The sequence below is a fragment of the Rhodoferax aquaticus genome, from assembly GCF_006974105.1.
Taxonomy (GTDB): Bacteria; Pseudomonadota; Gammaproteobacteria; order Burkholderiales; family Burkholderiaceae_C; genus Allorhodoferax; species Allorhodoferax aquaticus_A.
Genome location: NZ_CP036282.1, coordinates 3559604 through 3578921, shown reverse-complemented (window position 1 = coordinate 3578921; position 19318 = coordinate 3559604). Strand labels below are relative to the sequence as shown.

Genomic DNA, 19318 nt, shown 5'->3' with positions numbered 1-19318 from the left:
GAAGCTATCAAATTTATAGTAAATGAATGTTCGGGGTCAGGTCGATCTTCACCTCACCCAGTGCCACATCGCTGGTGAACTTGGGCACCTTGTCGTGGTCCAGCAGTACTTCGCGGTCAACGGTTTTGTGGAGTCATTAGCTGGACTGCTTGAACGCCATGATGGCCTGGTTGCGCAGGGTTCTGAGCAAGCTGAGTTCTTTTTCGTCCAGTTCTAGGGTGCCGAGCGTTTTCTTGTCTGCGTAAATCAAGCCAAACGGCGACCCCTTAATTTGCAGCGGAAGCAATAAAAAGGTGGGTGCCTGCAACCCTTTGCGGTACCAAGCAGGCAGGCGGTGTGCGATATGTGCCTCTTGTGCGTCGTTGATCATGGTGTCAGAGCCGTTAGCACATACCGCTGCAAACAAGTCCGGAGGGGAAGCCTTGAGTTGCGAGCGAAACTCTTTTACATGCAACTCCACGCCTTCACCCAAGCCAAAGCGGCCGGTCATCGTCTCGGTTTTGGGGTCTCGCATGCAAAAAATGACGCGATCAAAGGCCATGGCTCGGTACATGGTCTCCAAAATCATGCGCAAGACGTCGGTGAGCTTGAAGTCGTCCACCATCGCGTTGGTCACATCCTGAATACCTGCCGTCAGCGCCTCTGCCACCCGGGTGGTTTTCACGGTTGAACTGGCTGGGGCGCTGGACAGGGCGGGCTGCGTGGGTTGCAGCTCAAAGCGGCCCAAGTGCGTGTCCTCCAATACGGGCCCGGCCGTGGCGGAACTCCCTTCTGGCGATGTAAGCAACTGAGCGCCGACCGACCCCTTTGCCACATGAATGTCCATGGCCTGGGCCATTCCGATCAATTTTTGCCGCGCGCGGGCGGTGGATGTTTGCATCTCTGCAGACCCTATGCCGATCGCCTGGGCGTATTTACGGGTTACCTGGGCAATGCGTGCGGGCGCATCCTTGGGGTCACCATGCAGCAACACATCGGCAATTTCATTGGCCACGAGGGCGATCCAGCGCATGCGCTCATCTGGGTCTTTAGGCGGCGTGTGAGGCGGCGTGCCAACTGGCTTGTGCATGCAGCGCTGTATCCCGTAGGGTAGGTTCCAGGCCCGCGCCACGCCCAAGCCCAGTTGCTCCAGCGTCAAACCCAGTACGCCAAACGCGGCTACGTCTTCGGTGACTGCATCGCGCGCGGAATTCATTAGGCTGTGCACCTGGCGGGCTTCTTCAGGAAAATAGAACTCCATGAGCAGCCGCCCCAGGTTCTGAAACATGGCACCAATAAAGGCCTCTTCGCCCTCTTGCTGCAAAGGACATAACTCTGCGGCAATGGAGCCTGCCATGAGTGAGCGCAAAAATTCGTCTTTCAGGTGGGCCGCGTGGGCCTTGTCCTGCATATGTTCCAGTAGCACTAGGCTTAAAGCCATGTTGCGAATGCCGTTAAACCCCACCAGATTCACAGCGCGGGACACCGTGCTGATGGTGCCGCCCCGCCCGTAGTGGGCGCTATTGACCAGCCGCAGCAGTTTGTTAGTGAGCGCCACGTCTTTCAAAATTTCATTGGTGACGCTGTTAATGCTTTCGTTCTCGGACGCAGCCATGGCTTGGATGCGGATCACCGAGTCAGACATGGCCGGGAAATCACTTTTGTGACGCATGCGGCGCAGCATGAACTCCAGCGTTGCGTTGTAGTGCGTGTCACCGTCCGCACTGGGCATAAGCTCCCCCGCGGGCTTGACCCACTGTGTCAAATCGGCCAGAAAGTCACGCGCAGTGGCATAGCGTTGGCTAGGGTCTTGGGCAATTGCCCGGTGCACGATGGCGCGCAACTTGTCATCCACATCGGCAGGGGTGTCCGCAGGTAGTTCCAATTGCGCATGCAGCACACGGGAGATGGCGCGCTGCGGGTCCGTCTCGGCAATAAGTGGCTTGCCGGTGAGCAACTCGGCCAGCACCAGACCAGCGGAAAAAACATCCATGCCTGCCGAAGGCGCGTCACCACGGGCCGCTTCGGGGGACATATAGCCAGCAGTCCCACCACTGGGGGTGTTGGGAGTGGTACTACTTTTGTCTGTGATGCAGGCGGCAATGCCAAAGTCCATCACCCGCGCATGGCCTGCAGCATCTACCAGCACATTGGCGAGCTTTAGGTCGCGGTGGACAACACCTGCCTCATGGGCAACCACTATGGCATCCAGCACATCCATCATCAATTCCACCGCCTGCGCGGGCGGGAGTGCACCCTGCGCGTGCAGCAGTTGGTCCAGCGTCTGTCCTGGCACGTATTCAAACACTAGGTAGGGATGGTGGTCTTGAATGTCCGCCTCATACACCGGCACGATGTGCGGGTGCACCACGCGACTGGCACTGCGCGCCTCCTGCAGCCATTGCGCGATAGCTTGGGTGTCAGACTCCGCCTCCAGTCGCATCACTTTGACAGCGACTTCGCGCTCCATGCGTGAGTCAAATGCGAGCCACACGGTGGATTGGGCACCCTGGCCTAGGACCTTGCGCAACACAAACCGTCCCAAACTGTCCCCCGCGCGCAAGGGAGCCGTATCGGAGTGGGCCAGTGTGCCAACGAAATAGTTATGAGTGAGCATGTGGATCAACCAAGTTACACACAAGATACTCCTAAAACCAGCTTGCGCAAAGGGGCACCACTTCGACGCTATCGCGCTCTGCGTAAGCGTTGTGCACTGCTTAAGCTGCCGTAGCTCCGCGAGTCAACACATTGGATACAAGCACCTGTGTGACCCGTATCTCACCCTTGAAAACGATCCCGCGCGCACCCTTCACACCCGCTCAATCCGCGCCTGCCCCGCCTGCACCACAAACTGGGCCAAGGTGTCTATGCCGCTGCTAGCCAGGCTTGGGTCTTGCACGGCGCGCAGGGTGGTGGTGAGTTGGGTGGGGGTGAACTCGGCCACGCCGTAGCCCCGGCGTTCGCGGTCGGCAAAGACAAAGTGCGGGTTCTCGGTCAGCTGCTCGGCCAGCTTGTCGTTGTTGCCGCCGTAGGAGGTGATGCTGGTGCCGCAAAACTCCACGCCCACGGTGGCGCTGCGGTCTTGCGCGTAGTCGGCCTTCACATGGCCCACCCAGTTGGCATGCACATCGCCACCCAAGAGCACGGGGTTGCGCACGCTGTGGCGCTGCAAGCTGGTGGTGAAGCGGCTGCGCGCTGGGCCGTAGCCGTCCCAGCCGTCGTTAGAGAGCGACTGGCCTTGGCCTAGCTTGAAGTCACGCTGGCCGAACACCGTTTGTTGGCCCACTACGTTCCAGGTGCCTGCGCTTTTGGCAAAGGCTTGGTCTACCCAGCGTTCTTGCGCATCGCCTAAGAGCGTGCGCTGTGCATCGCTCCAGATGGCGCACTGCGCGGGGTTCACGGTGCTAGAGCCGGGCGCGCCGTCTTTGGTGCAGGCTTGCGGGTCGCGGTACTGGCGGTCGTCTAGCAAATACAGCGTGGCCAAGGTGCCAAACGGCACCTGGCCGTAAATGCGCATCTCGGCCCCACGGGCCAGCCCGCCCAAGGCTTGCGTGAGCACGCTGGCACGCACGGGCATGTGCTCGTAAAACGCCTGGTAAGCCGCCGCTCGGCGGGCCAAAAAGTTGGCCACTGCTGGCCCCTTGCTCCCTGCGGTGGTGCCTGCGTAGTCGTTTTGCACCTCGTGGTCGTCCCAGGTCATCAACCACGGGCAGGCGGCGTGCATGGCTTGCAGGTCGGGGTCGCTCTTGTACAGCGCATAGCGGGCGCGGTAGTCGTCCAAGCTGATCACAGCGCTGCTGCTCACGCTGCGCACCGCTTTGCTGCTGCCGCCGTACTCGTAGATGTAGTCGCCCAAAAACACCACGGCGTCAAGCTGCTCTTGCCGCATGTGGCGGTAGGCGCTGTAGTAGCCGTGCTCCCAGTGCTGGCACGAGGCATAGGCCAGCCGCAGCCGCGCAGCGGGCGTGCCCGGTGCCGGAAACGTGCGCGTGCGCCCCGTGGGGCTGACCGCGTCGCCCCACATAAAGCGGTAGTGGTACCAGCGGTCAGGTGCCAAGCCTTGCAGCTCTACATGCACCGCATGCCCCAACAGGGCGGGTGCTGTGCTTTGGCCGCTGTGCACCACACGCTGAAACTGCGCGTCGTGCGCCACCTCCCAGCGCACCGTGGCATCTTGCGTGGGGGGTACGGAGCCTGCGGCCAGCCGCGTCCACAGCACCACGCCCTGGTGGGTGGGCGAGCCGCTGGCAACGCCCAGCGCAAATGGGTTGTCGCTGGGGCGGGCTTGGCTCCACGCGCTGCGGGGCAGCCACAGACTGGTGGTGGCTGCCGTGGCGCACAGCAAGAGTTGGCGTCGGTCAAGCGGGATGGGGTGGGGCATGGGGTGTGATAGCTCGGGTCAAGGCGTTGGCAAATTATGGTTGTGAAAACCGCTTGGACAAGCCACGGGGCTTGCCATATACTGTAAATAAAACCAGTATTTAAAACCAAAGCCTTGCCATGTCAGTCCTTGCGCGTGATCTCTCTTTGCTCGACATCCATGCCGATGTCTGGCACGCCGACACGCTGGCCACCCCGCACACGCAGGTGGTGGCCACGGGCGAGCGCACGCTAGACGCTTTGTTGCCCGGTGGCGGCTGGCCCTTGGGTGCCTTGACCGAGGTGCTGCAGCCCACCGGCGTGCACAGCGAGTGGCGCTTGTGCCTGCCGGCTTTGGCGCGCTGTGGGCAGGGGCCGGTGGTCATGGTGGGGGCGCCTTGGGTGCCTTTTGCCCCCGCACTGGCCGCACAAGGCTTGGCCATGCGCCGCTTGGTGTGGGTGGCGGCACCCGCCGCTGAGCGCCTGTGGGCCGCCGAGCAAGCGCTGCGCTGTGCCGAGGTAGACGCGGTGCTGGCCTGGCTGCCCCACGCCCGCAGCGACCAACTGCGCCGCTTGCAAATGGCCGCCGCCGAGCACAGCAAGTTGCTGTTTGTGCTGCGCCCCGCCCAAGCGCAGCAAGACGCATCTCCCGCCGTGCTGCGCCTGCTGGCCGCACCCGCCTCTGACGCTGGGGGCGATGCCTTGCAGGTGCAAGTGCTCAAGCGCCGTGGCCCGCCGGTAGAACACCCGGTGTCATTGCACGCCCGCCCGGCCGCACTGGCCATGTGTTTGGCCGCGAGCCGTCGCCATGCACTGGATCGCACTGCAACCCACGCCTGAGGCGCGCAGCCAGCCCGTGGTGCCCGCGTCTAATGCCTTGCCCGCAGCAGCCGTGGGCAGTGGGGCCGGGGCTGGTGCGCCCGCCGCAGTGCCAAGCGTCTGCGTGCCAAGTACGCCCCACCTGGCCGACCCCCAAGCAGCCTTGGCCTGGTGGGCCTTGCAGTTCACCCCGCATGTGGCGCAGGTGGAAGAGGCGCTGCTGCTAGAGGTGTCAGCCAGCGAGCGCCTGTTTGGCGGGCGTGCGGCCTTGCTGCGGCAATTGTTAGAGCCAAATTGGCCACTAGCGCCCGTGGAATATGCGCAAGGCGCTACTTCTTTGGTAGCAATGGCGCACCTGCGCTGCACCCCGCAAAGTGTGCAGGCCCAAGGCGCAGCCGTGCCACGGGCCGTGCATGCCTTGCCCCTGCACACCTTGAGCGCGGCGCGGCCCCATCTGCCCACCCTGGCGCGCATGGGCATACGCACCTGGGGGCAACTGCGCGCCTTGCCGCGTGGCGGGTTGGTGCGCCGCTTTGGCAGTGCCTTGGTTGACGCGCTAGACCGCGCCTACGGCCAGCGCAGCGAGCTGTACCCTTGGCTCACCCTGCCCGAGGTGTTTGACGCACCGCTGGAGCTGGCAGCCCAGGTGGAGTCGGCGCCTGCCTTGCTGTTTGGGGCGCGGCGCTTGTTGGCCCAGTTGCAGCTGTGGCTGCGCGCGCGCCAGCGCGGCGTGGTCGAGTTAGAGCTGCTGTGGGAGCTAGACGCCCGCCGCTCCAACGCACAGCACATCGACGCCCACCACCAAGGCGGCGCGCAAGGCCGCTTGGTGTTGCGCACCGCGCAAGCCACGCAAGACATACAGCACCTGCAGCGCCTGTTGGGCGAGCAGCTGGCCCGTGTGAATCTGCCGGCCCCCGTGCTCTACCTGCGCATGCGCAGCTTGCAGACCGAGGCGCTGGCCAGCGAAACGCGCAGCCTCTTGCCCGACACCCAGCGCCCCGGCGACAGCCTGCACCACATGCTAGAGCGCCTCAGCGCCCGCTTGGGCAAAGAGCAAGTGCTGTGCGTGCAGCCCCATGCCGACCACCGCCCCGAGCACATGCAGCACTGGCGCCCATGGCAGTCGCTCCCGCCCAAAGCCCAAGCCGCCTTGGCGCAGGCGGTGAATAGTGCTGCTACAAAAAAAGAAGCTGCTCGCGCAGATACCATGGGCGCCACAGCCCCATTTGCCCCATATTTTTCGCAGTACGGGGCCTTGCACCCCACGTGGCTGCTGCTCAACCCGCTCAAGCTACCGGTGCGCGCCAACAGCCCACAACACCACGGCCCCTTGGCGCTGCTGCTAGGCCCCCACCGCCTAGAAGCCGGCTGGCTAGACGACACCCCCTGCGCCCTGCGCGACTACTTCATCGCCCGCAGCGTCCAAGCTGGCCTGCTATGGATCTACCGCGAACGCCTACCCACCCAAACCCCCGGCGTGCCGGGCGATGACTGGTATTTGCATGGGGTGTTTGGGTGAGGGGGCATGATCCGAATCATCTCTATTCAAAAGATGGGCGTTATTCATATGGTGTGAGCCAAATACCCCGCTGGGGACGCGCCTGCAGCCCCGACCATCTCTATTGGCCGGGGTTGGACGTCGACTTATCAGTGCAGTCCATTCGAAATCCATCCGCATTTCCGCTGGTTTCTGGTGGTGCTGGCTAACCGCTTGCTCGTCACGGCCAAGCCGTATCAAAATGCAGTTTGGCGGTGCGCGCAGCGTGCCGCACAGCACCAACCCTTAGCTTTAAACAGATGATGTCCGCAGCGCCGCATCCTTCAACCCATCCGCTGAGCCGCGAAGAGTGGCGTGCATGGCTGCAGCAGAATCACGCGCTTGCAACGGGGGTGTGGTTGGTTTCGTTCAAGAAGGCCACAGGCAAGCCCCGTATCGAATACGACGAGGCAGTGACAGAGGCCTTGTGCTTTGGTTGGGTAGACAGCAAGCCCAACAAGCTCGATGACGAACGCACTGTGCTGTGGTTTGCACCTAGAAAGCCCGGCTCTGGCTGGTCGCGCCCGAACAAGCGGCGGATTGAGCAGATGGTGCAGGCTGGGCGCATGGCCGAAGCAGGCTTGCGCAAGGTGGAGCAAGCCAAGCTAGATGGATCGTGGAGCAAACTCGATGCCGTCGAAAACCTGGAAGTTCCGGATGACTTGCACAGCGCGCTCACCGCACTCCCAGACGCACTGAAGAACTTTGAAGCATTCCCGCGCTCGGCTAAACGGGGCATCTTGGAGTGGATAGGCAACGCAAAGACAGCGACGACCCGGTCTAAGCGCATCAACGAAACCGCCTTGCTCGCCAGCCAGAACCTGAGAGCCAATCAATGGAGTCCTAAGCAAGCGCAGTGAGGCCTAACCCGGCTCTTGCGATGTGCTGCTAGCCCCGCGTAGGGCTTGGCTTACTGCAGTACCTTGCGGTGTGTGTTCAGGGTGCTGGTACTGAGGCCTGCGTGTAGCCCACGCCTTGTAGTGCCTTGTCCCACGGCGCAACAGGCTGGTACTCGGCCACCAAAAAGTCAATCAAAGCGCGTACTTTGGGAGATAGCTGGTGGCTGGCGGGGTAGAGCGCACTGAGGTGGTTCAGCGGCAAGCTCCAGTCGCGCAATACGGGCACCAAGTTGCCGTCGAGCAAGTCGCGCCAAGCCAAGAAGGTGGTGTTGTACACAATGCCCAGCCCGCGTAATGCGGCTTGGTGCAGCACCTGGCCGTTGTTGGCGGTAAAGCCCACGTTTACCCGCACATTGCGTTCTTCCCCATCGCGGCTCAAGCGCCAGGTGCTGCCATCGGTGAGGTGGCTAAATTGCAAGCACTGGTGTTGCGCCAAGTCTTCTGGCGTTCTGGGATGGCCCCAGTGGGCCAGGTAGGCGGGGCTGGCGCACAGCACGCCGTGGCAAGGGGCCAGCGCGCGCATGGCATAGGCATGGCTGTCAGGAATGCCACCCACGCGGATGGTGAGGTCAAAGCCGTGTTTGATGGGGTCTAGCAGCGCGTCGTCCACATGCAGGAGCGGGCGCAACTGCGGGTGCAGCAGGTTGAAGCGCGCCAGTGCATCCGCCAGCCACACACTACCAAAACTAGAAGGCGCTTGGATGCGCAGTGGCCCCACCAAAGTGCTGCCTTTGTGAGCCACGGTGCGCGCGGCTTCGGCGGCTTGCGCTAGCGTGGCTTTGCAGGGCACCAGATAGGCTTGGCCTGCATCGGTAAGGCTCACTTCGCGGGTGGAGCGGTGCAGCAAGCGCGCATCCAGCTTGGCTTCTAGCTGCATGATGTGCTTGCTCACCATGGCACGGGTCAGGCCCAGGCGCTTGCCTGCACCGGTGAAGCTGCGCTGGGTGGCAACTTCGACAAAAACTTCCATGGCATAGAGTTGGTCCATGCGGCTGATTGTCAAACGGGTGGAGACAATATGTCAACCAAAGCACGTGTTGACTGCACACAGGTGGACCCTAAAATTTGCCCCTCGTTCAACTTGCTAAATGGCTCTGACATGCTCACTATCGAACAATGCGCGCAGTACCAACGTGATGGTTACCTCGTGATTCCTGGCTTCAAGAGCGCGGAGCAAATCGCCGCCTTGCGTGCGCGGGCGGAGCAAATTGTCAATGATTTCGATCCTAACGAGAGCCGCACTATCTTCACCACGCGCGACCAAGAGAGCAAGACCGAAGACTACTTTTTAGACTCCGACAACACGGTGCGCTGCTTCTTTGAGGAAGAGGCGTTTGGGCCGGACGGCGAGTTGCGCCAAGCCAAGGCTTTGTCCATCAACAAAATTGGCCATGCCATGCATGACCTGGACCCCGTGTTTCATACGTTCTCACGCGATGCACGCTTGGCGGAAGTGGCGGTTGACTTGGGCTTGCAAGAAGCTCAAGTCTGGCAGTCGATGTACATCTTCAAGCAACCCGGCATTGGCGGCGAAGTGCGTTGGCACCAAGATGCGACTTATTTTGATTCCACGCCCATTAGCGTGACCACGTTTTGGTTTGCCTTGGAAGACGCCACCAAAGACAACGGCTGTTTGTGGGTGGAGCCGGGCGGCCACCGTGGCCCTTTGCGTGAGCGCTTTTTGCGCAACGGCCGCCAGATTCGCATGGAAAAGCTCGACAGCACGCCGTGGCCTGACGACAGCACTGCCGTGCCACTAGAGGCCAAGGCCGGTAGCTTGGTGTGTTTCCATGGCCTGTTGCCGCACTACAGCGCGCCCAACCGATCGGCTGTGTCGCGCCATGCCTATACCTTGCATGTGACGGACGCGCGCACTGCTTATTCGTCGCAAAACTGGATCCAGCGCGATGCCAGCTTTCCGGTGCGTGGCTTCGTTTAAGGTCGGCAATGGATATCTTGATATGTGCCCCCCACTGGGGCAGCAGCGACTTGGCACCGCAGGCGTTTATTGACCGGGTCAAGGCGGCGGGCTTTGATGGCGTGGAAATGTCGTTGCCCCTGGACGATGCCCAGCGTGCGGACTGGCTGACGCGCATTGCCGATGCAGGCTTGGCGCTCATTGCCCAGCAGTGGGAAACGGTGATGCACCCCAAGTTTGAGCTACACCGCGCGGCCTTGGACACCTACCTGAACAATGCCTGTGCCGCCAAGCCCTTGTTTGTCAACTCGCACACAGGGCGCGACATTTATTCGCCCGCGCAAAACCGTGAACTCATTGCACTGGCCCGGCGCATTTCGCAAGCGCATGGCGTGCCAATTTTTCATGAGATTCACCGCAGCCGGTTCAGCGCCCACCCCATGTTGCTCTTGCCCTATTTGCAAGAGATGCCTGAGCTGGAACTCACGGCCGATTTGTCGCACTGGTGCTGTGTGTGCGAAACCTTGCTCGAAGACCAGCCGGAAAACTTGGAAGCCACCTTCCCGCATGTGCGCCATATCCACGCCCGTGTGGGCCATGCGCAAGGGCCGCAGGTCAGTGACTTCAGAGCGCCTGAGTGGGCCACTGCCTTGGAGCAACACCTATCGTGGTGGCAGCGCATTGTGGATCTGCGCCGTGCAGCAGGTGCTGCGCGCATCACGCTCACACCAGAGTTTGGCCCTGTGCCTTACACGCCTACGCTGCCCTATAGCCAAGCACCGGTGTCCAATGCATGGGAGCTCAATGTGGCCATGCTGGACCTGCTGCGGGAGCGCTTGGTCTAGTTGGCTCAGTTAGTTTCTCTTGGGGCTGGCGCGCCGTATTGGTGCCAGCCATCAAACTGCCCTTTGCTCAAGGGCAGGCCCAAGCTGCGCAGCAGGGCGTAGACCATGCTGACGTGGAAAAAGAAGTTGGGCATTGCATATTGATGCAAAAACGTACTGGCATCCAAAGTTACCGTGGTTTGGCCCGCAGGGTCAGAAATCGTGCGGCCACTGGCGTGGGCCATATCGGCGTGCGAGAGGCTGTTTAGGTACTGCAAACCTTGGGCAACGCGAGCTTGCAGCGCGGCGAGCGAATCCCGGTGTTCTTCCAACGGTGGCACCGCCTGCCCGGCCAGCGGTGCACACGCTCTGAACACAAAATTCACCGCGATTTCTACCTGCACCGCCAAGGGCAGCATGTCGGGTGCTAGGCGTGCTTCAAGCACATAGGCTTCAGGCAACTTGGTTTGCGCCAAGTAGGCAGAGGCGCTGTTGAGCAAACCTTGCAATTGGCGCAAATAGCGCTGAAATACCGGCACGCTGGCATCGAACAAAGCGTTGCTTGGCAACAACTCGCCGGAGTTACGCGTCACGCTATCCGTGCCAACGCTTGCTGGCACATGGGCCGTAGATGGGGGGCTCAACGGCCCCTGCTGTTCAGAGGGCGGCCAATGAGCTTGGCCAGTTTCACGCTGTCGGCCTCTGTTTCACGCGAGGCGAAAAACTGCGCAGTGTTCACCCGTTCGGCGGCACGCTTGCGCGCTGCGTACTCACGCACGTAGGTGCGCTGACGTTCCTGCTCAAGCTCTTCAGGTGTTTTGTTCTCGGGTTTACGCCAGTTAAAGGCGTTGTCTTCCGACTTCACAATTTTGGAGGAGGCGTGGTAGTTCATGGGTTTAGGCTACTGGCTCAGTATGACACTTATGTGATGAAGGTACCTTTTTTGCCCGTTCAATCGACTAGCGAATAACCCCTAGGTAGCCACCCGAGTACTCTGCTGCCGCGTACTCTCTGTGGCCCAAAACCGTGCACTAGCGCGACCGATTGGACTATCAAAGCCGTAGCAAGCAATAAAGATGCCGCACTTTCAGTGGGCATGGTTTTGTTTGTAATGCGCAACACGAATTTCGTGGTGCACGAAGTTCGTGTACTATTTGGGCATGAAAAACATCACCATCACTATGGAAGATGCCACCGCCGAATGGATTCGCATTGAGGCGGCCAAGCGCAATACCAGCGTGTCGCGCTTGGTGGGGGAGATGTTGACCGACAAGATGCAGCACGACGATGCCTATGCCCGCGCCATGCGCGAATGGGTAGCAGATACCTCTGCCTTCAGTTCTGATGGCAAGGTCTACGGCAAACGCGAGGCTTTGTATGGCTGAGCCCGCCATTGTGTTTGTAGACACCCATGTGCTGCTACGTGCCGACGATGCCGGTGACCGCAGTGCAAAAGAACGCACGCGCGAGTGGCTACTGGCTTTATGGAAAAACCGTGCGGGACGCCTTAGTACCCAAGTGCTGAGCGAGTATTACGTGCAGGCGAGTCGGCAGTTCGGTTTGCCCATGGGGGATGCACGAGCCAAAGTGCGCCGCTTTCAGCTGTGGCAGCCTTGGCAGATTGACCACCGCACGGTGGAGACTGCTTGGGGTGTAGAGGCGCGTTTTGGCTTGGGCTACTGGGATGCTTTGGTGGTAGCCGCCGCCGCACAGTCTGGCGCCAGCCATGTGCTCACCGAGCATTTGCCACATTTGCAGCAGATAGATGCCATCACGGCCATCAACCCTTCCATGATGACTCCCCAAGAGCTGGGCCTAGAACTATGACCACACCATCACTCGCAGCAGTTGCAGCGCTTTCGCGCATTCGCCAAGACGTGCGTGGCATGCATGCCTACGCCGTGCAAGATTCCAAGGGCATGGTCAAGCTAGACGCTATGGAGAACCCGTATCGGCTTAGCCCAGCATTGCAAGAAGCGTTGGGCAAGCGCTTGGGTGCCGTGGCGTTGAACCGCTACCCCGATGGCCGCGTGAATGACTTGCGCCAAGCACTGGCAGCGTATGCCGATATGCCAGAAGGCTTTGAGATCATGTTGGGTAATGGCTCGGACGAGCTGATATCGATGCTGTCCATCGCTTGCGCGGTGCCAGATGCTACCGGCGCGCGTGCCGTGGTGGTGGCGCCAACGCCTGGTTTTGTGATGTACGCCATGAGCGCCCAACTGCTGGGGCTGGACTTTGTGGGCGTGCCCCTAGGTACAGACTTTGCGCTGGATGTACCCGCCATGGTGGGTGCCATTTTGGCCAAAAAGCCCGCCCTGGTGTACTTGGCCTACCCCAACAACCCAACCGCCAACTTGTGGAGCGAGAGCAGCATGGCGCAAGTGATTGCGGCTGCGGGTGAGGTGGGCAGCATCGTGGTGCTGGACGAGGCCTACCAACCTTTTTCTAGCCGCACCTATCTCGACACCATTCGCCAAGCCCCTGATAGGCACGGCCATGTGCTGCTCATGCGCACCATGAGCAAGTTTGGTTTGGCAGGCGTTCGCCTGGGCTACCTCATGGGCCCCAAAGCATTGGTCGCAGAGCTGGATAAGGTGCGCCCGCCCTACAACATCAGCGTGTTGAACTACGAATGCGCTTTGTTTGCGTTGGAACACGCCGATGTGTTTGCCCAGCAAGCGGCAAGCCTGCGTGCGCAGCGCACACGCTTGTTGGCCGCTTTGCGTGGCATGCCGCAAGTACATGCCTGGGACAGCGATGCCAATATGGTGCTAGTGCGCATTCAGGCGCAGGGCGCTGCGGCACTGGAGGCTGCTGCTGCAAAGGTGTTTAATGGCTTGAAAGCACGTGGCGTGCTGGTGAAGAACATTTCTAAAATGGACCCCCTGCTCGCAGGTTGTTTGCGACTTACGGTGGGCACTGAAGAAGAGAACACCCTACTATTGGCGGCGCTGCGCGCAAGCCTTGAGGAAACTGTATGACCCACTACCCTTTGACTGAAGTTCCTGTGATTGCCGTTCCACGCACTGCGGAGGTGAGCCGCAACACGGCGGAAACCCGCATCACCGTGAAGATTGATCTGGACGGCACCGGCAAAGCGCGCCTGTCCACCGGCATTGGCTTTTTTGACCACATGCTGGACCAAATTGCCCGCCACGGCTTGATTGATCTCGACATCGAAGCCGAAGGTGATTTGCATATCGATGGTCACCACACCGTAGAAGATGTGGGCATCACCTTGGGCCAAGCGTTTGCCAAAGCGCTGGGCGACAAAAAAGGCATCCGCCGCTACGGCCACGCCTACGTCCCCTTGGACGAAGCCTTGTCCCGCGTGGTGATTGATTTTTCGGGTCGCCCGGGGCTAGAGATGAATGTGCCATTTACCAGTGGCATGGTGGGCGGCTTTGACACCCAACTCACCCATGAGTTTTTCCAAGGCTTTGTCAACCACGCCTTGGTGACGCTGCACATTGACAATATCAAAGGCAGCAACGCGCACCACCAAGCGGAGACGGTGTTCAAAGCATTTGCCCGCGCTTTGCGTGCGGCCGTCGAGTTAGACCCGCGTGCGCTAGGTACTATCCCTTCCACCAAAGGAAGTTTGTAGGAAAAAGGCTGTTTGCGCGCATAGAATATGCGTAAGCAGCTATCAAATACAGAGCATGAAAAAAGTAGCAGTAGTCGATTACGGCATGGGCAATTTGCGTTCAGTCACGCAAGCGGTCCAGCACGTAGCTGCCGACGCAGGCGTTGAAGTGGTGTGGGCACGCACCGCCCAAGAGGTGTTGGATGCCGAGCGTGTGGTTTTGCCAGGGCAGGGTGCGATGCGCGACTGCATGCGCGAGCTGCACGAGTCCGGCATGTTTGATGCCGTCATGCACGCTGCGGCCAACAAGCCTTTGATGGGTGTGTGCGTGGGCATGCAAATGCTGATGGACCACAGCGAAGAAGCCGACACACCGTCGCTAGGCTTGATTCCTGGACGTGTGGTTAAGTTTGATTTGGCTGGACAAATTCAGCCCGACGGCAGCCGCTACAAGGTTCCTCAAATGGGCTGGAACCGCGTGTACCGCAATGACCACGGCGCTGCGAGCCACCCAGTATGGGGCGATGTGCCCGACGGGAGCTACTTTTACTTTGTGCATAGTTATTACGCCAGACCGTCTGATACGCGCCACAGTGTGGGCGAGACGGACTATGGCCAGCGCTTTTCTTCTGCGGTTGCGCGCGATAATATTTTCGCAACACAATTTCACCCAGAAAAAAGTGCCGATCACGGTTTGTCCCTCTACCGAAACTTCCTTCACTGGAACCCTTGATTTCTCCTAACCGCTCGGTCTAAGCCTTTCCAAGCCTAATCTACCGAGTTAACTCCACCACCATGCTTCTCATTCCTGCTATTGATCTTAAAGACGGCCAGTGCGTTCGCCTCAAACAAGGCGACATGGACCAATCCACTACTTTTGGCGAAGACCCCGCGGTCATGGCCCGACGATGGGTGGACCAAGGTGCTCGGCGTCTGCATCTGGTGGATTTGAACGGCGCGTTTGCCGGCCACCCCAAAAATGAGGTAGCTATTCGCAAAATTCTTAAAGAAGTGGGCGGCGAGATCGATGTGCAGCTGGGCGGTGGTATTCGCGACCTAGACACCATTGAACGCTATTTGGACGCAGGTTTGCGCTACGTCATCATCGGCACCGCTGCGGTGAAAAACCCCGGCTTTTTGCAAGATGCCTGCACTGCATTCGGCGGCCACATCATTGTCGGCTTGGACGCCCGCGATGGCAAAGTAGCCACCGATGGCTGGAGCAAACTTACCCGCCATGACGTGATTGATCTGGGTAAGAAGTTTGAGGACTTTGGCGCTGAAGCCATCATCTATACCGACATCGGCCGTGACGGCATGCTCTCTGGCATCAACATCGATGCCACCGTCAAGCTGGCCCAAGCGCTCACCATTCCTGTGATCGCGTCTGGCGGTTTGTCCAACATGGCAGACATCGAAGCCCTGTGCGCCGTCGAAGACGAGGGCGTAGAAGGTGTCATCTGTGGCCGCGCCATTTACAGCGGCGATTTGGACTTTGCGGCAGCCCAAGAGCGCGCAGACGAGCTGAATGGTTGATGGCGCCGAGGCGCAGCATGCTGCGTACTTGGGACTTTGCCTTCTCTTGCAAACTGACCAACTTATTCTGAACACGGAGATTCGCTGTGCTGGCTAAACGCATCATCCCTTGCCTGGACGTAACGGGTGGCCGTGTAGTTAAAGGCGTTAACTTTGTGGAGTTGCGCGATGCGGGCGACCCCGTCGAAATTGCCGCCCGCTATAACGACCAAGGCGCAGATGAGCTGACCTTTTTGGACATCACCGCCACCAGCGATGGGCGTGATTTGATCCTGCACATCATCGAAGCCGTGGCGTCGCAAGTGTTTATTCCACTCACGGTGGGTGGCGGTGTGCGCACCGTAGAAGATGTGCGTCGCTTGCTGAATGCAGGGGCTGACAAAACAAGTTTCAACTCGGCGGCTTTGGCCAACCCGCAAATCATTGAGGATGCGTCTGCCAAATACGGGGCTCAGTGCATCGTGGTGGCGATTGATGCCAAGCGCCGCTCAGAGCAGGAGGCTGCGCGGCTGGTAAACGGTTTGGCGATTGGTCCCGGATGGGATGTGTACAGCCATGGGGGTCGCAAGAACACCGGCTTGGATGCGGTGGCTTGGGCGACCGAGATGGCCCGCCGGGGTGCCGGTGAGATATTGCTGACCAGCATGGACCGTGACGGCACCAAGTCCGGTTTTGACTTGGCCTTGACCCGCGCGGTGGCCGATGCTGTGTCGGTGCCGGTGATTGCATCTGGCGGCGTTGGCAATCTGGATCACTTGGCAGATGGCGTGCAGCAGGGCGGGGCAGATGCCGTGCTCGCGGCTAGCATTTTCCACTACGGTGAATACACCGTGGGCCAAGCTAAAGCCCGTATGGCCGAGCGCGGTATACCGGTGCGGCTTTAAGTAAATTTTTGGCAAAATGTGCCGCCGGCGCGCATCTGGTAATCGTGGGTAGCTATTGAATATGTAGCAATGCCTGCCTCTTTACATTACGGACCCTGCAGACAATGAACTGGCTAGACAACATCAAATGGGACGCCCAAGGCTTGGTGCCTGTGATCGCACAGGAACAAGGCAGCAACGACGTGCTCATGTTTGCTTGGATGAACCGCGAAGCCTTGCAAAAGACCGCAGAGCTAGGGCGTGCTGTTTACTTTAGCCGCTCGCGCAACAAGCTATGGTTCAAAGGCGAAGAGTCTGGCCATGTGCAAACCGTGCATGAGCTGCGTCTAGACTGCGACAACGATGTGGTGCTTTTGAAGGTGACGCAGCAGGGTCACACGCCGGGTATAGCATGTCACACCGGAAGGCACAGCTGCTTTTACAGCGTCTTGAAGGACGGTGTGTGGACCGCCACCGAACCCGTGCTCAAGGACCCCGAATCCATTTACAAATAAACCATGACTACCGCTGTGAACTCCAACGATTCTTTGGCGCGCTTGGCCGCTGTCATTGAAAGTCGCAAGGCCTCCAATGGCGGGGACCCTGATGCGAGCTATGTAGCCCGATTGCTGCACAAAGGTCCTGACGGCTTTTTGAAAAAAATCGGCGAAGAAGCCACTGAAGTCGTGATGGCTGCCAAAGACGCAGACCATGGCGGCGATAAGACAAAAATCGTCTACGAAGTGGCGGATTTGTGGTTTCACTGCATGATTGCATTGGCCCACTACGACCTGACTCCCGCTGATGTGGTGGCAGAGTTGGAGCGTCGCGCAGGTACCAGTGGCATTGAAGAAAAAGCATTGCGCAAAGCCATAGCGCGTGAAGCCAACAATTCTTGATATCTCACAAAAAGTACGCAGACTTATGAGCCATTTAGTGAAAGACCACGACCCTGACTGCTTGTTCTGCAAGATCGTGGCCAAGAAAATTCCTTCCCGCCCTGTGTACGAAGATGACGAGTGCTACGCCTTCCATGACATTCACCCTTGGGCGCCCGTGCACTTTTTGCTCATCCCCAAAATGCATATTCCATCCATGGCGCAAGTGGGCGCGGAGCACGGCCCTTTGCTAGGCCGCATGATGGCCTTGGTGCCTATGCTCGCGGCCCAAGAGGGCTGCAATCCCTATCCAGAAGGCGGTTTCCGCTTGCTGGCCAATGCGGGCGATGAGGGCGGCCAAGAAATTCACCACCTGCACTTTCATGTGATGGGCGGCCCTCGCCCTTGGCTCAAGGGCTAGTTCACCTTGGAATAGCGCGGGTCAATTTTTACGAGCCTTTGGGTCAGCAGTCCTGCGCGGACTAAAATCAACGTTATTGCTTAGGAGAAAGACATGGGATTTTCGACAACACATTTGCTGATTTTCTTGGTCATCATCGTGGTGATCTTCGGAACCAAGAAGCTGCGTAATATCGGCTCAGACTTGGGCGGAGCCGTCAAAGGCTTTAAAGACGGCATGAAAGACGGTACCGAAAAGCCCGCAGAAACTGCGGCAGCCCCGACCGAACTGGTCAGCAACAAGGTTGCCGCCAAAGACACCATTGATGTGGAAGCCAAGTCCAAAGTCTAAGAAACTTGGATGTATCTTGGGTTTGCTTGGCACTGGTTGCTAGGTTAAGGACGCTGTAATTGATTGATATTGGTGTTACCAAACTCGCCATCATCGGCGGCATTGCGCTGATTGTCATTGGGCCAGACAAGTTGCCTGCAGTTGCCAAGACAGTTGGCACGCTGCTGGGACGTGCGCGTCGCTACGTTGCGGACGTGAAAGCCGAAGTCAACAAATCCATGGATTTGGATGAGTTGAAAAAAATGCGTGAGACTGTTGAAAATGCGGCTCGGGACGTAGAAAACACCATTCAGACCAATGCCGCGGACTTCGAAAAGAGCTGGTCAGAAGCAACCACCGCTGCGCTCGAGGGTGGAAACACGGTCGACTCGGTGCCAGAGTACAAACACCCCAACAAAAACTGGCGCCTGAAGCAGGGTGCAGTGCCTCATTGGTACAAAGCACGCAATGGCGTGCGAACCAAGGCTCTCTCTGGCGCGGCGCGGGTTGCGCGCTACAGGCCCCGCAAAGCAAGCCAATGACTACTCCAAATCCAGAAAACGACGAATTGGCAGGCACCGAGCAGCCGTTTGTTCAGCATCTCTTTGAACTCAGAGACCGTTTGTTGTACGCGCTGTATGGCGTAGCGGTGGTGCTTATTGGACTGTTCCTTTACCCAGGGCCGTCACATTTGTACGACTTGCTCGCGAAGCCTTTGGTGTCTTCTTTGCCTGAAGGTTCGCACATGATCGCGGTGGGCGTCGTATCACCGTTTTTGGTTCCTATTAAGGTCACCGTATTGGCGGCGGTTGGATTGTCTTTGCCTTGGATTCTTTACCAAGTGTGGGCTTTCGTAGCACCTGGCTTGTACAAGCATGAAAAGAGACTCGTGTTTCCTTTGGTGATGGCCAGTACCTTGCTTTTCTACACAGGTGCTGCGTTCTGCTACTTTTTTGTATTTGGACAAGCATTCCCCGCCATTCAAAAAATGGCACCCATCTCAGTGGCTGTGAGTCCAGATATTGAGGCTTACCTAGACTTTGTGATCACGATGTTTATTGCGTTTGGGGTTGCCTTTGAAGTGCCCATCGTGGTGGTGATCTTGGCTCGTATGGGCATTGTTACCGTGTCGCAGTTGCGCGATTTTCGGACTTACTTCATTGTGGGCGCTGCGGCGATTTCTGCCCTAGTGACTCCACCCGATCCCGTCTCGATGATCGCGTTGCTGATCCCAATGGTCGCTTTGTATGAAGTCGGAATATGGGCTGCTATTGTCTTTATCAAGCACACACAGGCCCCCGAAGAGGATGCTCCCGTTAATCCCGCCTAGTTTTTCAACCACGTGCCGTTGTGCCTTACAAGGCTGTCGTAGCAGTAGCTTCTAAAA

Annotated in this window: 23 protein-coding genes; 18 read left to right on the top strand and 5 right to left on the bottom strand. The window is 59.0% G+C overall.

Going from position 1 to position 19318, the window contains the following annotated elements; all coding sequences use genetic code 11:
* Positions 1 to 136 precede the first annotated feature (136 nt).
* Positions 137 to 2596, bottom strand: coding sequence for a serine/threonine protein kinase (locus EXZ61_RS16530; RefSeq protein WP_142812804.1), 2460 nt, complete (start codon positions 2594 to 2596; stop codon positions 137 to 139).
* Positions 2597 to 2788: 192 nt separating this feature from the next.
* Complete coding sequence (locus tag EXZ61_RS16525) at positions 2789 to 4360, bottom strand: alkaline phosphatase D family protein (protein WP_142812803.1); 1572 nt, start codon at positions 4358 to 4360, stop codon at positions 2789 to 2791.
* Between the two features lie 119 nt (positions 4361 to 4479).
* On the opposite strand from EXZ61_RS16525, the gene imuA reads away from it, so the two are divergent.
* The 3 genes from imuA (at position 4480) to EXZ61_RS16505 (ending at position 7554) form a co-directional block, all read left to right on the top strand.
* Positions 4480 to 5178, top strand: a complete 699-nt coding sequence (imuA, locus tag EXZ61_RS16520) for a translesion DNA synthesis-associated protein ImuA (RefSeq protein WP_142812802.1) — start codon at positions 4480 to 4482, stop codon at positions 5176 to 5178.
* Positions 5147 to 6676, top strand: a complete 1530-nt coding sequence (locus EXZ61_RS16515; protein ID WP_237218985.1) for a Y-family DNA polymerase — start codon at positions 5147 to 5149, stop codon at positions 6674 to 6676. Before imuA ends, EXZ61_RS16515 begins: the two co-directional genes overlap by 32 nt.
* A gap of 278 nt (positions 6677 to 6954) precedes the next feature.
* A complete protein-coding gene (locus EXZ61_RS16505; RefSeq protein WP_142812801.1) occupies positions 6955 to 7554 on the top strand; it encodes a YdeI/OmpD-associated family protein in 600 nt (199 codons plus the stop codon).
* A gap of 76 nt (positions 7555 to 7630) precedes the next feature.
* Here EXZ61_RS16505 and EXZ61_RS16500 read toward each other — a convergent pair whose 3' ends face one another.
* Positions 7631 to 8581: a LysR family transcriptional regulator gene (locus EXZ61_RS16500; RefSeq protein ID WP_237218984.1), complete on the bottom strand. Its 951-nt coding sequence runs from the start codon at positions 8579 to 8581 to the stop codon at positions 7631 to 7633.
* Between the two features lie 30 nt (positions 8582 to 8611).
* Between EXZ61_RS16500 and EXZ61_RS16495 the strand changes: the two genes are divergently transcribed.
* Both EXZ61_RS16495 and EXZ61_RS16490 read left to right on the top strand, forming a co-directional pair.
* Positions 8612 to 9532, top strand: coding sequence for a phytanoyl-CoA dioxygenase family protein (locus tag EXZ61_RS16495; protein ID WP_237218983.1), 921 nt, complete (start codon positions 8612 to 8614; stop codon positions 9530 to 9532).
* 8 nt (positions 9533 to 9540) lie between these two features.
* Positions 9541 to 10356 carry a sugar phosphate isomerase/epimerase family protein gene (locus EXZ61_RS16490; protein ID WP_142812800.1) on the top strand — a complete coding sequence of 272 codons (816 nt, stop codon included), beginning with the start codon at positions 9541 to 9543 and terminating at the stop codon, positions 10354 to 10356.
* Between the two features lie 5 nt (positions 10357 to 10361).
* On the opposite strand, the gene EXZ61_RS16485 is transcribed toward EXZ61_RS16490, so the two are convergent.
* Positions 10362 to 10979, bottom strand: a complete 618-nt coding sequence (locus tag EXZ61_RS16485; RefSeq protein WP_142812799.1) for a DUF1993 domain-containing protein — start codon at positions 10977 to 10979, stop codon at positions 10362 to 10364.
* Positions 10976 to 11227, bottom strand: coding sequence for a hypothetical protein (locus EXZ61_RS16480; RefSeq protein WP_142812798.1), 252 nt, complete (start codon positions 11225 to 11227; stop codon positions 10976 to 10978). Before EXZ61_RS16480 ends, EXZ61_RS16485 begins: the two co-directional genes overlap by 4 nt.
* 268 nt (positions 11228 to 11495) lie before the next feature.
* Between EXZ61_RS16480 and EXZ61_RS16475 the strand changes: the two genes are divergently transcribed.
* The 13 genes from EXZ61_RS16475 (at position 11496) to tatC (ending at position 19261) form a co-directional block, all read left to right on the top strand.
* Positions 11496 to 11720 carry a CopG family transcriptional regulator gene (locus EXZ61_RS16475; protein ID WP_142812797.1) on the top strand — a complete coding sequence of 75 codons (225 nt, stop codon included), beginning with the start codon at positions 11496 to 11498 and terminating at the stop codon, positions 11718 to 11720.
* Positions 11713 to 12162, top strand: coding sequence for a PIN domain-containing protein (locus EXZ61_RS16470; RefSeq protein ID WP_142812796.1), 450 nt, complete (start codon positions 11713 to 11715; stop codon positions 12160 to 12162). The genes EXZ61_RS16475 and EXZ61_RS16470 overlap by 8 nt, the downstream gene beginning before the upstream one ends.
* Complete coding sequence (gene hisC, locus EXZ61_RS16465) at positions 12159 to 13319, top strand: histidinol-phosphate transaminase (protein ID WP_142812795.1); 1161 nt, start codon at positions 12159 to 12161, stop codon at positions 13317 to 13319. Before EXZ61_RS16470 ends, hisC begins: the two co-directional genes overlap by 4 nt.
* Positions 13316 to 13945, top strand: coding sequence for an imidazoleglycerol-phosphate dehydratase HisB (gene hisB / locus EXZ61_RS16460; protein ID WP_142812794.1), 630 nt, complete (start codon positions 13316 to 13318; stop codon positions 13943 to 13945). The genes hisC and hisB overlap by 4 nt, the downstream gene beginning before the upstream one ends.
* A gap of 55 nt (positions 13946 to 14000) precedes the next feature.
* Complete coding sequence (gene hisH, locus EXZ61_RS16455; protein ID WP_142812793.1) at positions 14001 to 14657, top strand: imidazole glycerol phosphate synthase subunit HisH; 657 nt, start codon at positions 14001 to 14003, stop codon at positions 14655 to 14657.
* A 62-nt stretch (positions 14658 to 14719) separates the two neighbouring features.
* Positions 14720 to 15460 (top strand): 1-(5-phosphoribosyl)-5-[(5-phosphoribosylamino)methylideneamino]imidazole-4-carboxamide isomerase, encoded by a 741-nt coding sequence (gene hisA, locus EXZ61_RS16450; protein WP_142812792.1) that lies wholly within the window; start codon positions 14720 to 14722, stop codon positions 15458 to 15460.
* An 86-nt stretch (positions 15461 to 15546) separates the two neighbouring features.
* Positions 15547 to 16344 (top strand): imidazole glycerol phosphate synthase subunit HisF, encoded by a 798-nt coding sequence (gene hisF, locus EXZ61_RS16445; protein ID WP_142812791.1) that lies wholly within the window; start codon positions 15547 to 15549, stop codon positions 16342 to 16344.
* 95 nt (positions 16345 to 16439) lie between these two features.
* Entirely contained in the window at positions 16440 to 16838 is a 399-nt protein-coding gene (gene hisI, locus EXZ61_RS16440; protein ID WP_178084889.1) for a phosphoribosyl-AMP cyclohydrolase, read from the top strand.
* Between the two features lie 3 nt (positions 16839 to 16841).
* Positions 16842 to 17222 carry a phosphoribosyl-ATP diphosphatase gene (locus EXZ61_RS16435; RefSeq protein WP_142812789.1) on the top strand — a complete coding sequence of 127 codons (381 nt, stop codon included), beginning with the start codon at positions 16842 to 16844 and terminating at the stop codon, positions 17220 to 17222.
* 25 nt (positions 17223 to 17247) lie between these two features.
* On the top strand, positions 17248 to 17622 hold the full coding sequence (locus EXZ61_RS16430; protein ID WP_142812788.1) for a histidine triad nucleotide-binding protein: 375 nt from the start codon (positions 17248 to 17250) through the stop codon (positions 17620 to 17622).
* Positions 17623 to 17715: 93 nt separating this feature from the next.
* Positions 17716 to 17952: a Sec-independent protein translocase subunit TatA gene (tatA, locus tag EXZ61_RS16425; protein ID WP_142812787.1), complete on the top strand. Its 237-nt coding sequence runs from the start codon at positions 17716 to 17718 to the stop codon at positions 17950 to 17952.
* A gap of 59 nt (positions 17953 to 18011) precedes the next feature.
* On the top strand, positions 18012 to 18473 hold the full coding sequence (gene tatB / locus EXZ61_RS16420; RefSeq protein WP_142812786.1) for a Sec-independent protein translocase protein TatB: 462 nt from the start codon (positions 18012 to 18014) through the stop codon (positions 18471 to 18473).
* Positions 18470 to 19261, top strand: coding sequence for a twin-arginine translocase subunit TatC (gene tatC, locus EXZ61_RS16415; protein ID WP_142812785.1), 792 nt, complete (start codon positions 18470 to 18472; stop codon positions 19259 to 19261). The genes tatB and tatC overlap by 4 nt, the downstream gene beginning before the upstream one ends.
* The last annotated feature ends 57 nt before the right edge of the window (positions 19262 to 19318 follow it).